A 14750-nucleotide genomic window follows, 5' to 3' on the forward strand; every position below is an offset into this window, starting at 1 on the left:
AGTTTATAGATGTTACTCTACCGTTGATCTTTTAGGCCTCGGTATGATTATACCGCTGGACTGCTGTACGTACCGCAGGTCGTCAGATTGGGGCAATCACCTGTGTATTCATCACAAGAATTTAATTTTTGACATGTTCCGCCGCCGGCAATGCTCATTGCATTTGCGTCATAGATCACCTCAAAATTCCCTGTGCTGTTCAGGTTGTTGTTTTCAACCAATGACTTCAGATTTTTCTTCAGCATGTTGTTGATATTGAGATTAATAAATAGGAGAAAGTTTCACGATTTTACTCCACCGTTGATCGTTTATCAATGTATTAAGTAACCGTTCACTATATTGATCATGATGGCTTGCGCTACCTGACCCTGTTGATATCCTGGTTGACCGGCCTTTTTTTCACTACGCTGATCTCTTTGCCGAATTTGTATCTAACGGTCAACATAAGCTGCCGGAAGTCATAATAATTTCTATTGGTGTTGATGAATTGGGGGGTGCTTGTGGTCGAACCCTGAGAATTTGTCTTCAGGATATCCTGACCGGCTAAAGTGATGAGCAATCGATTCTTGATTAGAGACTGCGTCAAACCGATATCAAGACTGGAATAGCCCTTTCTCTTTGATATGTAATAACCGCCGCCCGGAAGAGTGGCGGAAAAATTAAGGTCAGCGCTTAAATTCTTGTTGATCTGAAATGACTGTGTCGTAGACAGGTTAATGTTGACAGGCTTGTTATTAAAATAGTAGGCCAGATCAGTTCTCAATTGATAGCTGCTGATTCCAAAGCTAAAGTTGCTTTGCAGGTTCTTGATCAGATCAACACTTCCATCAAAATTAAACCCGTAGTTTTTTTGAAGGCCGTTATTTTGTTTTGCATTTTCGATAACATTTCCCATGTTGGTGGGTACAGTGATCACGGGGTCATGGATAACGTTGTAAAACGCACTGAACAAAAGCTGACCCTTTAAATTATAACTTAAATTCAAGTTATCCTGCAGGCTTGGTATGAGCCTGGGATTACCTACATAATAGGAAAAGATCGAGGAGTACAGCCTAAAGGGATTGACATCGAACAAGGATGGTCTTATGATCCTCCTCGAATAGGAGATCGTGGCTGAACTTGCGTTGGGAAGTTTGTACTGAAAGTAAACGCTTGGAAATAAGTTGCCAAAATTGTTTCTGAAGACATCGTTGCCTGATGTTCCCCTTGTCAAGGTTTGCTCGTATCTTAAACCCAGTTTTACCGTAAATTTAGCGTAAGCCCTATCTGCGGAGATATAGGCCGCAATGTTCTGTTCTCTGTAATTAAACGTGTCGCGAGTGTTTATACCAGTGAAGATCGTTCCGCCATTTATCAACTGATCGTAGTAGGTTCTGCTATTGTTGTTAAAAAGGGTCCATTTACCACCAGCCTCTACGTTATATTTAAGGAATGCTGCGGGTAAGCGAAAATCAAACTTTGTACTGGTTACGTTTTTAGGCAGATGGCCTGTACTGATCAGATCGTACCTATTGCCTGTTTCAGTAGACAGATCTGAGAAATAATTAGACGTAGTTGTCAAAGAGTTTTGATCATTGGACCTATTTACGTAATCCACCGTAACATCCAGTGTATTGTTCTTTCCGAACTGCGTATTGTAACCAGCGTTTAACAAATGCGTGTCACCATGGTTATTACTTCCTCCTTTGGTCAATCCCGTAGAATCCGTGGACCCGTAATTTTGATAACGAATAATGTGATCTTGATCTGTTTTACCCCGGTTTGTGACTAAATTATACGAAGCGAAAACCCTTGATCTTTTGCTTAGTAGGAGTTCGGTGATGACCGTCAGACGGTTACTGTTGATATGGTTTTTGTTAGATGCCTCATCCCTGTAGTCAGTCAGATGATCATCTATAAAATTTGATTGATTATAAAGTGTTTCCCGATAAGCTCCGACCGAGTTGCCATAAGAACCAGAAAGGCTGAAATTTCGGTTTCGAAAGCTCAGACCAAGCGACTGATCTGCTTCCCAATAAGAATTTTTGGTAGCTGCTGATTCAATATACCCGAACAAACCCGGTGTTTTTCTTTTTTTGGTGACGATATTTACCAATGCAGAACCTTGGGCATCATAATTCGCCGCAGGGTTAGTGATCACCTCAACACTCTGGATATCATCCTTATAAATATTTAAATAGTCGAGTAAATCTTTACTTGACAGGTAGATCATACGATTATCGATCATAACCGCTGCGGGGCCCGAGCCTCGGATCTCAATGGATGAGCGGGTTACATTAAGCCTGGGAATATTTTTAAGTATATCCGTGACGGACTTGTTCTGGTAAAGCGAAATACCATCAACCCGATATGACACCCTGTCGATTTTTGAATCAAAGCGATTCTTTTTTGAAGTAACGACCACGCTATCCAATTGCGTGGCGCTGGTTTTTAGATTTATCTGTAGAGCTAATGAATCCTTTAAATAAATTACGGTGTCGGCACTTGTAAATCCGAGATGGGAAACGTAAACATGGTAATTACCGGGGGCCAGCCCTCTAATCGTGAATACTCCTTGATTGTCGCTGGTGCTCAGCCGCTCAACTTTATCATCCCCCTGAACCTTGATATTTGCAGAAGCTACCGGTGAGCCGGCAGAGCTTACTTTTCCATAAATTGATTGCGCTTTGAGGGTGCCTGCTATCAGTAAAAGGAAAATTGCACAAGCGTATTTCATATAAATAATTATGATAAGGTTTAGGTATCCGTCTTTTTGGCACCTAAAAGGGGGAATTCTGATTTAATTAAAGCTACTTATAGAGAGAAAAATTCTACAATCCTTCTGTCAAGGAAAACCACCCTTTCATCAAGAAAACTTTCTCATTCCAATTCCAAGCGAATGACAAATACGGTAAGTTCCTTCAAAATGTGCTCATAATTACCCTTCGCTTACAGTGGCCTGACAGTGATATATTGGCGCCAAATCGTAATGTAAGCCACTGTACATTGCTATCTGATCTTATTCTTTAAACCTCCGGACGGTAAAAAAGTCAATCAGATCACATCCCTTTCATATCATGATAAAAACATTTACCCTATCATTGATCTTCTTATCATTACTTTTCACAAAAAGTGTAATCGCTATAGACAGACCTGTTGTCGATCAACGCGTAGAACTCTTGAGTATCATTTTTCGGCTGGCCGGTAACAAAGAGTTCAATCAAGATGAAAATCTTGATTATGTAAAGGCTATCCATAAACATTTTGACAGCTACTCCGAACACCCGATGATAAAGTTCGCGCGTGAGTTACATGACAGTAGCGGTATCTCGTATGACGCCGTCATGGCCATGGCTGTACATCTCTCCTATCCACCGCAGATCATGTTAAACGTACCCTTTTATCCGACTGAACTAAACAACAGATGGAGCGCTGAAAACGCAAAAAAATTCATATCGCTGTTGCGTGGGTTTTATGCCGATAGCGATTGTAGCTCGTTCTTTAGCGAACAAAAAGGAAGATACGCGTATGCAGAGAGCCAGTTCACCAAGCTATTCCGCAAAATAGATTTTCAGTGGTTCAACACGTTTTATGGAGGCAGATCAGCAGAAGAATTCAAGGTGATCATTGGACTTGCCAACGGCGGAGGTAGTTACGGCCCTCATCTGCAGTTATCGAAAAGTGAGCGTCAGGTATTTGCAATTATCGGGGCTGCCACTTTTGACGAGACGGGAAAACCGACATTTGATGATACATTCTACGTCAACACGATCATCCATGAATTTAATCATTCATTTGTGAACGATTTGACGGCCACTTTCCGGAAAGATCTATCAAATTCCGGCCAGCTTATTTTCGAAAAACAAAAAACGAAAATGGTCAATCTGGCATATAAAGATTGGGAAACCATGTACAATGAGGCTATGGTAAGAGCGGCTGTGGTTATCTATCTTAAAGACCATAATTTGGCCCAGCAAGAAATTGATCGGGAAATCAAATCCCAAATGGCATTGGGCTTTATCTGGATACAACAGTTGATCGATCAACTACAAAACTACCGGTCCAAAAGGGAGCGCTATGAAGTACTTGAGCAATACATGCCATCTTTAGTTGCGTTTTATAGAACGCTGGATAGTGATCTGGAGCAGTTACAAAAAGACTACTTCGCGAATTGTGCCAGAGTTATTGCCGTTTCACCCTTTCCAAACAGCAGACAAGTTGTGGATCCCGGTATTACAGAAATATCTTTCGATTTCGATAAAAGCCTTGATGGTGTTCGATATTTTTTTGGCGCAGGACCCAAGGGACGGGCACATTATCCGATCCCTGAAAAATTCATATTTTCAAACGGCAACAGACGGCTCACGATGAAAGTGAAGTTACAACCCAATACCGACTATCAGATTTATATGTCCGGAAGCAGAATGCGGACAAAAGATGGTTTTTGTGTTTTGGATTATCAATTAGATTTCATAACCGGTGAAAGCGGCGTACGAAGTAAATAATCAATTATTGTATTTTAACACTTAGGTGTTTGGACAGGTAACACGCATTACTGGAGATCGTGTCGATCTAAAAGTCGGGAATGCCTCTAACTCATAAATAGGGTCAATTTTTTGAGTTGTTTTTCCTGGTAGTCTTTAACAGTTGATTGCTTATGTACCGGTCAAATGCCGGCTTAAACTTTTCACCAACGTTGAATTGTAACATGTTGTTCAATTTCACCAACCCGCCCTCGATATATCGTATATAAGCAGTCGAAATGATGAAAGCTCTGTGAAATTGTTGAAATTGTGGCTTGTCAGCAACAATCCCTAAGACATCCCCTATCGTAAGATAAGCGGTGATTACTTTACCATCTATCAAGTGGATCTTTACATAATTGGTCGCACCTTCGAAAGCGACTACATCTTCAAATGACACATTTAAGATCCGCAGGTTCTCATCCTTATTTTTTACAAGAAAATGGTTCGCTGAAATATTATTTATCTCTTTTTCTGGTGGAAAAAGCTTGTTAACAGTTAATGAAAACTTTGCGAACGTGATCGGTTTAAGTAAGAAAGCGTCACCATCAACTTGATAAGCATCAAAAGCGTATTCAGAATGAGCTGTAGTAAAAACTAACTTTCCAACTTTATCACGTAAGGCTTTTGCTAACTCGATCCCAGAAAGATTAGGCATGTCAATATCCAGAAAAATGATATCCGCCTGATCACTGCTTTTTATACATGAAAGGGCCTCTACCGGATTACGATAGGTCGCAATAACGTTTAATTGGGGCAATAGCTCGATATAGCTTAATATAGAATCTATTGAAAATTGTTCGTCGTCGATGATAATGGTTCTCAGCATATTTAAAACTACTTATTTCGATTTAGTGACACAAATTGATTTTATCGGCTATCAAAACTGTTTTCATAACACAATTATTTCCATGGAAGCACAAGTCATAAGGATTTTTCCTTTTCACATTGACCCCTTAATTTCCGAGACACTAATTTTTAAAGAGATGAAAACTTACAAATGTATTATTATCGATGACGAGCCTATGGCTGTAAACTGGCTGACAGATTACATCAATGAGTTACCGACACTGCAACTTGTTAAATCTTATACAAATCCGGTTGAAGCACTTACTGAACTCACTTCAGGTAATACTGTTGACCTGATTTTGCTGGATGTCAATATGCCTTTTATTTCCGGTATCGATTTGTCCCTTAAGATAAAATCCAAAACAAATAAACTTGTATTTACTACCGCTTACCGTGATTTCGCCTATGAAGCTTTTGAAGCCGATGCAGACGCTTTTCTGTTAAAGCCTTTTTCTCTTTCCAAATTTGCTGCGACCATAACAAAACTTTTTCCTAAACCTGTTTTGAGAGATCAAGCTGCGCCGGTTGACGATTTTTTCCTTGCTAAAAATTCTAATGATGCCCTTAAAATGGTCAAGATCAGGTTTGCTGATGTGATTGCTATTGAAAGTAAACAAAATTACGTCCTTATCCACACGGTTTCGGGTAACATCCTGACCCATATGACGCTTCGAGAGGTGGCAGCAGTTCTAAAGTCTTACCCGGGTTTTGAGCAATTTCAAAGAAGTTTTATAATCAGTAAAAACTATATCGAACATATATACGGAAACACCATTAAAATGATCAACGGCCTGCAAATTACCATTGGTGATATGTACCGCAAGGAATTTACCAGATTTTTGGACACAAAACTATTGAGAAGCCGTAACTAAACGGCTTCTCAAATGGCTGGCTGCTAAAATCCTGTTCTTGTAATAGAAATGATCGTAGTCGTAGGATCAGTTTCATTTGTTGGATTAGCAGGGCGAGCTTTCGATTTGAATACGCCCAGAACTTTTTTTTCAATGGTGATCTTTTTTGTTTTCATATTTTTTTCTTGCAACTAAGGATAAATCAATGCCTCAAAAAAATTCTTGGGATAAAAGGGCTATATTGCTGTGTGAAACATCTGGAATTGATGATGAAAGCTTTTCTGCAATGGGCCGTACGAAACCGCGTTCACTTTATGTCCTGGCTTGCTTTCATTCTATGGGAGACCTTATTTATCGGGCTTTCATTTGGGGAATTCGGCCACCCTATGACCTATGTACTTCATTACCTTTTGATCATCGGGTTATTTTACTTTAATTCACTGCATGTTTTGCCTTGGGTGTTTAAGAAAAGCGCACAGTTTTTGTGGCGACTTCCTCTTGCATTAATCTTCGAAATCTCCTTTTTTATTTTAGGCTCTTACCTGGTTGACCTCTTGCTAAAAAAAATAGGTGCTTTCAGTTCGGCAGTCAGCGTCAATCTCACCGGGGTGTATGTGATCCGAACACTATACCGCTGTGTTCAATTTCTTGGGTTCTCGACGGGGTATTACTACCTTGTTACGCTGATTGACGCCAGAAAAAAATATGACATGGTTGAACGACAGCGTTTGCAAGAGATTATACAAAAGCAGATTGCGCAAAAGGAAGCGATAAGGGCGCAAAATGCATACCTGACCGCTCAAATAAATCCTCACTTCTTTTTTAACACATTGGACTACTTTTACCACAATGCGCGTAAGATCTCACCAGACTTGGCTGAAGGTATCAGCTCCCTGGCAAATATCATGCGCTTTGCCATCCATGCGGATAAAATTGGTGGGTTTATAAGGCTTGGAGAGGAACTTGAGCAAGTACAGGCGCTGATTTATTTGCACAGCGTACGTCAAAAGCAATTTATAAATCTGGACTACGATGAGGAACTTGAGGACATTCTTTTCATCCCTTTGATTATTCTTACCCTGACGGAAAACGTATTTAAACATGGCATCATGCACGAGGAAAGTGCTCCGGCGATAATAAAAGTTTACGCTGATAGCGCGAACCTGATCATCGAAACTTCTAATAAAATCAATTATGGCGTCACGCGCCCGACCTCTTCAACAGGTCTAAAAAATATTGAACATCGATTGAAGGCAAATTATGGAAATCAATTTCAATTTGATTATAGCGTCGGTTCCGAATCTTATTTCAAAACCAAGCTTGTGATCAAATTTGAAGCACTTAATGATCTTGAGGCCTTTTCATATCCTTCAGCTGATACTGATACAACAACGCCTCATGCTTCCGCTGCTGATCAGGAAAAAGCCGGTTGACACGCAAGTGAATAACATCAGCTACAAGATCGGCAACGGTTGAACGATCACCCACTGCCAAACATCTTTGGACTTTCTTCATCAACAGCTTATGTTTCCTGTGTTTTTTAAAAAAAATCGGGACAGGGCTTGATTTAAATAATTTGTAGCCTTTATTGATTTCCTTAAATGAGGAGCCATTTAAATCAAATTCCCTGTTAAAATATTCAACCATTTGTTGGACAAAGAGTACAGCATCTTGTTGAGAGGAAAAGGCGCATTTTAACAAGTCATTGACAAAGTCAATTGTCGAGGCATATAAAGCGTTAAGCGACGGACCATGTTTAATCGTGGAGAGTACAATTTCCGAATCAGCATGAAAGAGATCTTCCAGGATAATCATGCGACAATCACCGTATCTTTCGATCTCCCGCTTATACGTTTTTATTTGGACGTCAGCTAATTTCCCGTTTCTGAGCAACTCATCAAGCAGATCATTCAAGGATATCATTAAATGTGACACCGCAGATCGGTCCTTTAAATGTATCCTAAGCCTGATATGTTCCCCTTGATCAGCGTATCTGATAAAGAACCATTTACGAATATATGAGCGGTATGTCTTAAAAAAAGGTGCAATGAAATTGATCAGCAACTCATTACTCACCGAGTGATGTGTATACAATTCATAATACAGCCATTCGCTGCCTGGCGATAAGTTCCTGCATATTGAGTCGGGTGCAAGAGACGAAGGATGTATGTCGATCGGTTCATATATTTGTTTGCGATGTGCTGCCGACAACAACATCTCAGCAGCATAAGAATGACCGTTTTCGTCGATGACGTCACTTCGTTCTGATATCAATCCCTCGGCAAGGTAAGCCTGTGTTACCTTCTGCTGTTTGAGGAATTTAACCAGCATCCCGATATCCAAAGGATCGCCTGTATCAAAGATCAGCGTTTGATCGCCGTTCCCGGCTCGAAAGATTGAGCAATTTAAGTTGCTTAGCCATTCCCTTAGCAGAATAACTGCAGCCTTACTACCCAACGTTCTTAACTTATCAATCAATGATCCAGGTATTAACCAGCGTTCCGGGCTTAATATGATATTTTTGTAACTAATCCGCGGATAATGCTTCATGCCGGGAACAATATCGTCTATGTTTATCCCGAGGTTTGTCCGTAAAGACTGGTTTTGGAGATCAGACAAAAATCTATAAAGCGCTAGGTCCGAACGCCTGTAATTATAAGCTGTCGCTATTCTCGGAACAACTCTTTTACGCAAGCTTCTTGAATATAAAATGACCTCGTTCCTGCGCACACCGACAAAAATATCGTTTCCGTCAAGTATAATACGTCCTTTTCCATATCCCGAAATCGGAAATTCGATATTGTAAAGATGCTTTCTGCGGTTGATATTGTCTACATGCTTTTCTGCCTGGTAACTCACATCGAAAAATTCAATGCCTGGATTTGAATGTTGTTCCAGTTCGGCAATCTGCAAACAAAAGTCTTCTATGGCATCAGAAGTAAGCGAAAATCGTCCCAGTAATTGATTAGCGGTACAACCACCTATGCTCTGTAAAACTACTTTGTCACGAAATTTACGATAAAGTATGCTTATACTATTTGGAAGACGCGGTGCCTCGATACTTTCTTCTGCTATCATGTCTGCCAGGTCGACATGGTGCTGGCCCGAACACATTTCGTTCAATATAAATCTCCTGACCGGATCATAGCCTATCGTTGTACTACTCTGTCCAGAATATTGACCAGCAAATATTTTCTCATTTATCATCGAACCATGCTGAGCAAACTGAAGATCGAAACCCGCATATTTGATACCTAATGCCGGGTCCAGTGCAATATTCAAAGGGACGAACCTTAGATCAAATTTTTTAATGAAAGCTGTTTTAAAGTCAGACATTGACAGATTTTCACTGTAAGGCAAATTTTTATTTAAAAAATCGACAGCTTCCCTAATCTCAGCAGACAACGGTTCGTGATAGTCAGCAACTTTGACCTTTCTTTCTGTCAAAAAATACCGTTGACAGTTATGGCTAACATCACTTGCTGATTCCGCTTTTCTACTGCCGATAACGTTTGTCGATTTATCGGACCACAACAATTGAATATCAATCAACTTCTCCAGCAATTCTGCAAAAGTTTTTTTTGAGGTATTGAATTTTCGACTGCCTTCGGAGATAAGCTCATTAGCAGAAATAGTGTGTCTTGATTGTTCCAATATCCAATTCACTTCCGGCCGCTGGACAACTTCACAAAGTTCATAAGAACCGGCATTTAGATGAAGATACCTTTGATGCCCATGGACTGCGTAAGCTGTTGCATTTGTTTGTAGGTTTTCTCCAATATGCGAAGCTTTTTTGTTTAAAAGATCAAATTTTTTCAGATCGTCCCAATCCAGAACGGATACCGGATCGATGTCCGCGTAAAGCTGAATTTTACTTGCTTCAAAATTGGGTGTTCGACAGAGGTCAATTAAGGAAACGGCTGCCAATCTACCGAACGGCGTAGCCCGAAAGCGTGCGCGATTGAAATATTTCCACACCGCGAAGTCTTGCGTGTGCATGTCAATCAGGTCATTTTTTTGATCTCCTTTTTGAAGTGATCTATAAAGCTCAGGTGACGCATCCCTAATATACTCATAAAGAGTACTTCGCTTGATACAAAAATCAGAATTTTGAGCAAAAACAGGTGTTCTGCATAAAATTTTTGGCAGAAAGTCTAATTCCATGGTTGTTGACTAAATAGACTTAAAGCAATAAAATTTGAAAACCTGTCCATAATATCTGGGACAGAAGGGTGAAAAATTGTTTCAGACCTACCAATTGAAGTTTCGAGTGAATTCAGGAAATAATGGAATAGCCCGAGTTCATGTTGTAGTGTCAATTCGATCTTGATTTCTTCATGAAGCAGTTTTTTTCAAAGAAGATCTTTGACTCACCGGGCGCCAATTCAAAAATGATGGAGTGCTATCTGTTTTAAAATTACTTTAGTGGATGGGGCCGCTTTCCGATAGCACGAAATTCTGGTGTTATGTCAAAATTGATTTCCAGTCGGATATAACCAAAAAGTGCTCATAAATCTTAGCTCCATTAAAATTTGCGCGGAAGATTAATAACCGGCTTTGAGAAAAAACGCAAAGAAAAAAAGAAGTGATAAGCTAACATGTTTTTTATTTCAACACGGATTTATGATACAGCACTCCAATTATAAGGAAATAAACCAACAATTATATTTTGCCAAGCTAATTCTACCAGTAAAAAACGCCAGAGTGATCGACTCTCATAATTCACTTTTATCAGATATCCGAAACAATCCTAAAGATCACAGGCCACTACTCGACATACGAAATCGACCAATTAAATGCAGGGAGCTGACTAAGTAGCCTATAATAATCCAAAAACATCATATGTTAAAATCAATACAAAAAAGCTGCTAGTAGCTTAATATCAGCATCAATCAAACTTAAATGCTTTCATTGCCGGATGGCAGAGGCTGGACGCACGAGGTGTGCGCTTAATATAATATTCGGTATCAAGCAACGAGGTGAAGAAGAAGTCCACTGCGTTGTTAAATTCATCTAAACTCACTTCTGATACCGGTTTGTCTTGACTATCCAGCGCTTCAAACAGGTAACTACAGGTCTGCACAAATGTACCATCTTCCTTGTATACCGCAGCTTCAAGTACGGCTGTGCTGCAATCTTCCGTTAACTTCACATTCTTTCTCACCCTCATCTTAAACGGTCTGCTGAAGTTTTCTATCATCGTCCCTTCTGCTGATAATTGCACCTTGTAGTCACTCATGTTTGTAAGATTAAGCACCACAAATTTATGCTAATATTTTTAGCAATTGCAAATCTTTTTGTAAATTTGATATCAAATCGTAATCGTAAAGAGTCATGGCAAATGAAAGTATTTTGATCCAGGTAAGTGCCTTTTCTGGTTTGATCGGGGCGCTGCTTACGCAAGGACTCACTGGGATATTCTCCTACCTTGCTGACAAGAGAAAGTCAAACAGCGAGCTTAAGAAAACCTATCGGGACAAAAAGATAGACATAGCGGAGAACTTTTACTTTGTTAACGGTGAAAAGATGGCCATTGTCAAGAAGAACATTGAATACTGGAAGAACTATCACAATGCCCGAAGCGAAAAGAGCCTTGACTTCTTAAATCAGGAGCTGAAGAACATGAAAGCTTATATGGATGAGCTTGACAAGGACAACTGGAAGTACAACCTGGTCAGTCTCTATTTTGATGTCTCGCTATCTACTCAAGAAATAATCGCATCTAACTTAAAGTCCAAAGAACTTTATCTTACTGTTTTAGACCTGACAGATGCCATCAGACACGCGCTTGCTGAATCGAAAAGTGATCTTTATGAGCTATATGAAAAGGCGATAAAAGAGTTATGTGACCACTATGAAGCCATTGTTAAGAAGATGGCAGATGATATGCATATTGTCAAAAGTAGTTTATTGCAGCAACTCAGTTAGCGTACTTATCGCTTTTTGCAGAGATTTGCCTTATCAAAGACAGGTTTCACCTTCTCTTTTCCCCAGATAATGTTTCCTGCCTTTTTAGGGTTTGCCTGGAAGAATTTGTTCCTCTTGTCAAAGTATTGGTCAATAGCATTTGTGCAAGCGTCAAGCGATTTATAATCACTGTTGTGAATGACTGATTTGGACATACCGGAAAACACCGATTCGATCACATTTAGAAACTGTGCACTGGCTGGTAGTGGTGCAATGCCAATCTCCGGGGTATGATGTTCTTTTCGGTACGCTTCCGAGTTCAGTTCGTCGATATAACTAAGCAGTTTTTTTGACGAGTGGAAACTTACTGCATCCCATGATAGATACAGTTTACGCATGCCCTTATACTGTTCGATAAGCTTGTCGATCAAGACGATCATTTCATCAGTATCTTTCTTCTTGGTATAAAAGTGTGTGACCTGATTGGTAGCTAATTCCAAAGCAGCATACATAATGAACCAATTGACACCTGCTCTTACTTGTTCGAATATTGGTCTGGTGCCTGGAATAGCCAACGCTCTTCCACCCTTGGGGCGTACAGATGCAGGGCCATATTCGTCAATGGAGAAGAAGCGTTCATCCGGACCAAGATTTTCCAAAATGGCCTGTATCGCAGAAAACTTCTCTCGGAACAGCGGATCAGGGCTGGTCAAAACTTCTTTAGCCCGTCGTGTTGTTATACCTTGTTTTCGCAGATACCAAGAAGCTGCGGCTGCGGACATCCGCTGATTGTGTACCCTTTCATAAACTTCAGCTAAATCTTTGGTAGACCAAGCTGTTTTATCCAGCCCATGGATTTTGGGACTTTGCTGCAGCAGATGCAGAACGTTAGCCATCTTTGTCTCCATTCTCCGTTTGACCTCCGGGTTCATCGTATACGTCCATTCAAAACCGGACAGTCCTTTATTTTTATAAATTTTGATCCATCTTAGCGCAGTTTCAAAGCAGCATTCGACCTTAGCAACCGTTGCAAGTAGTGACACCCGTGTGTTCGCAGCTTCCAGAACAACGGCTATCTGCCATTTTTGATGGTCGTTACCTTTTCGCCAGTTACTTAATACTTCTTTGTCCTCGTCTGGAATAATAGGGATGATCTTATTGCAGATCAGACTGATATTGTTTTCCTTGCAATACTTGAATAAAGCGTCTTTGAACGGCGAATAAGAATAGCCTTCCGGGAAAAGCTTGATGTAGTTTTGATAAGCTGACCGTGCGCTTAATCTTGGTTTACGTTCCAATGCGATCACTTCAGGCAACAGCTTAATTGTCGCGCTATACAGATCCGTAAGCCGGTGTGAACGCTCACCACGGGGCATGTAGAAGTTCATATCATTTAACTTTTCGGGAAAATGCTTCTGGATCTCTTTGAACTCCTGGAAATATCTGAATATGGTTCGTCGGTCTATGTGAAGGTCGCGTGCTGCTGCGCTCTTATTCACTTTGCCGGCAATAAACATCCTGCGTAAAGCAAATACTTTGAGATTTGGGACGTTTCTTACCATGGTTATTTCCTCCGCTTTTTCGGTTGATTGAACCGTTAGGATGCTCTCACCCAGCCCTATGGGATTTAGCAAATAAAGCCCTGACATTAAACTACTTGTGATTATTGATTTAAATATACTGAATTACCATATTTATTTCAAAAGGAACCAGGTTTGATTCCGAAGGGTAATAAGATTGTGGATGTTTTGTAACAGCTCGGCGTTAACTGCCAATTGATTTTCAGGCCTAACTGCAGGACAGGTTTATAACCTGTAATCAAATCTTTGATGTTGAACGATCCGGGCCAAATCAGCCTTTTGATCCTCAAGGAACTCCCAAATATATAAATCACTTGGCTTTCAAAGCTAAACAAGTGATACTAACTATTTAAATCCTTTGCAACTTGAAAGCCTAACGAAGTCAATAAAAAACCTTACGGTGTCGACTTCACCTAAGTTAAAGCATTGATATACAACAGGCTTCAACAACTGCAATTGGGCTTCAAGAAAAGTTGAAGTTTATGCGCATTGTCAAATCGGATTGCTTTGTACTCAGAAAGGCATACAGCCTTATCGAGAAACAAAAGCAATTCAATATGAGCCATCTATTCGATCACATCAGCTGGAATACCTACATGGCAACGGTAGGTCTTTGCGGCGTCGCCTGGTATGCCTTCGTCGCCTGGAGATATTATCGTGAGGAGATCACAAAGCTGATCCGGAAGTTTACCGGGAACCATGATCACGCAAATCATTTGCCCGAAGCATTGATCTACGAACCGGAGACGCAGGAAGCTGTGGATCCGCAATTTCCTGAAAAGATACCAGAAGAAGCCACCTGGAAACCACATGTCTTCAAGGGCGAAAGTAAGACGTTGGCTGACCGTTTGCGGGCATACATCCGCGCTGCGAACGGTCAAAAGTATGACCCGCAAAAGCTGGTTCCCCAACTAAAAAAGATCCTTAACGATTTCCCGGACATCGCGTCAACACCCGAGCGCGACCAGATCAATGACCTGATCGTCAGAGAATGCGAAGATACCGGCACGGCGCTGCTGAGCAAAAGTGAAGTGGACGCGTGGTGGAGCGCTTAGCCCGCC

At 40.6% G+C, this 14750-nt stretch carries 11 protein-coding genes; 5 read left to right on the forward strand and 6 right to left on the reverse strand.

Annotated elements, in window-relative coordinates; translation table 11 throughout:
- Positions 1-47 precede the first annotated feature (47 nt).
- Entirely contained in the window at positions 48-245 is a 198-nt protein-coding gene (locus FPZ42_RS07155) for a hypothetical protein (RefSeq protein ID WP_146269816.1), read from the reverse strand.
- Positions 246-358: 113 nt separating this feature from the next.
- Positions 359-2716: a TonB-dependent receptor gene (locus FPZ42_RS07160; protein ID WP_146269818.1), complete on the reverse strand. Its 2358-nt coding sequence runs from the start codon at positions 2714-2716 to the stop codon at positions 359-361.
- Positions 2717-3056: 340 nt separating this feature from the next.
- Between FPZ42_RS07160 and FPZ42_RS07165 the strand changes: the two genes are divergently transcribed.
- A complete protein-coding gene (locus tag FPZ42_RS07165; protein ID WP_146269820.1) occupies positions 3057-4484 on the forward strand; it encodes a DUF4932 domain-containing protein in 1428 nt (475 codons plus the stop codon).
- Between the two features lie 103 nt (positions 4485-4587).
- Here the strand turns inward: FPZ42_RS07165 and FPZ42_RS07170 are convergent, their stop codons facing one another.
- Entirely contained in the window at positions 4588-5331 is a 744-nt protein-coding gene (locus tag FPZ42_RS07170; RefSeq protein WP_146269822.1) for a LytR/AlgR family response regulator transcription factor, read from the reverse strand.
- 25 nt (positions 5332-5356) lie between these two features.
- Here FPZ42_RS07170 and FPZ42_RS07175 point away from each other — a divergent pair, with 25 nt between their 5' ends.
- Positions 5357-6223, forward strand: coding sequence for a LytR/AlgR family response regulator transcription factor (locus FPZ42_RS07175; protein ID WP_261382248.1), 867 nt, complete (start codon positions 5357-5359; stop codon positions 6221-6223).
- Positions 6224-6450: 227 nt separating this feature from the next.
- Positions 6451-7635 (forward strand): sensor histidine kinase, encoded by a 1185-nt coding sequence (locus FPZ42_RS07180; RefSeq protein WP_146269826.1) that lies wholly within the window; start codon positions 6451-6453, stop codon positions 7633-7635.
- Here the strand turns inward: FPZ42_RS07180 and FPZ42_RS07185 are convergent.
- Positions 7544-10366, reverse strand: a complete 2823-nt coding sequence (locus FPZ42_RS07185) for a lantibiotic dehydratase (RefSeq protein WP_146269828.1) — start codon at positions 10364-10366, stop codon at positions 7544-7546. The two genes, FPZ42_RS07180 and FPZ42_RS07185, sit on opposite strands and share 92 nt — an antisense overlap.
- Before the next feature lie 724 nt (positions 10367-11090).
- Complete coding sequence (locus FPZ42_RS07190) at positions 11091-11441, reverse strand: hypothetical protein (protein WP_146269830.1); 351 nt, start codon at positions 11439-11441, stop codon at positions 11091-11093.
- Positions 11442-11536: 95 nt separating this feature from the next.
- Here FPZ42_RS07190 and FPZ42_RS07195 point away from each other — a divergent pair, with 95 nt between their 5' ends.
- Entirely contained in the window at positions 11537-12130 is a 594-nt protein-coding gene (locus FPZ42_RS07195) for a hypothetical protein (RefSeq protein ID WP_146269832.1), read from the forward strand.
- 5 nt (positions 12131-12135) lie between these two features.
- On the opposite strand, the gene FPZ42_RS07200 is transcribed toward FPZ42_RS07195, so the two are convergent.
- Positions 12136-13758 (reverse strand): IS630 family transposase, encoded by a 1623-nt coding sequence (locus tag FPZ42_RS07200; RefSeq protein WP_146269834.1) that lies wholly within the window; start codon positions 13756-13758, stop codon positions 12136-12138.
- 488 nt (positions 13759-14246) lie between these two features.
- Between FPZ42_RS07200 and FPZ42_RS07205 the strand changes: the two genes are divergently transcribed.
- Positions 14247-14744, forward strand: a complete 498-nt coding sequence (locus FPZ42_RS07205; RefSeq protein ID WP_146269836.1) for a hypothetical protein — start codon at positions 14247-14249, stop codon at positions 14742-14744.
- Positions 14745-14750 lie beyond the last annotated feature (6 nt).

The sequence above is a fragment of the Mucilaginibacter achroorhodeus genome, from assembly GCF_007846095.1.
Classification (GTDB): domain Bacteria; phylum Bacteroidota; class Bacteroidia; order Sphingobacteriales; family Sphingobacteriaceae; genus Mucilaginibacter; species Mucilaginibacter achroorhodeus.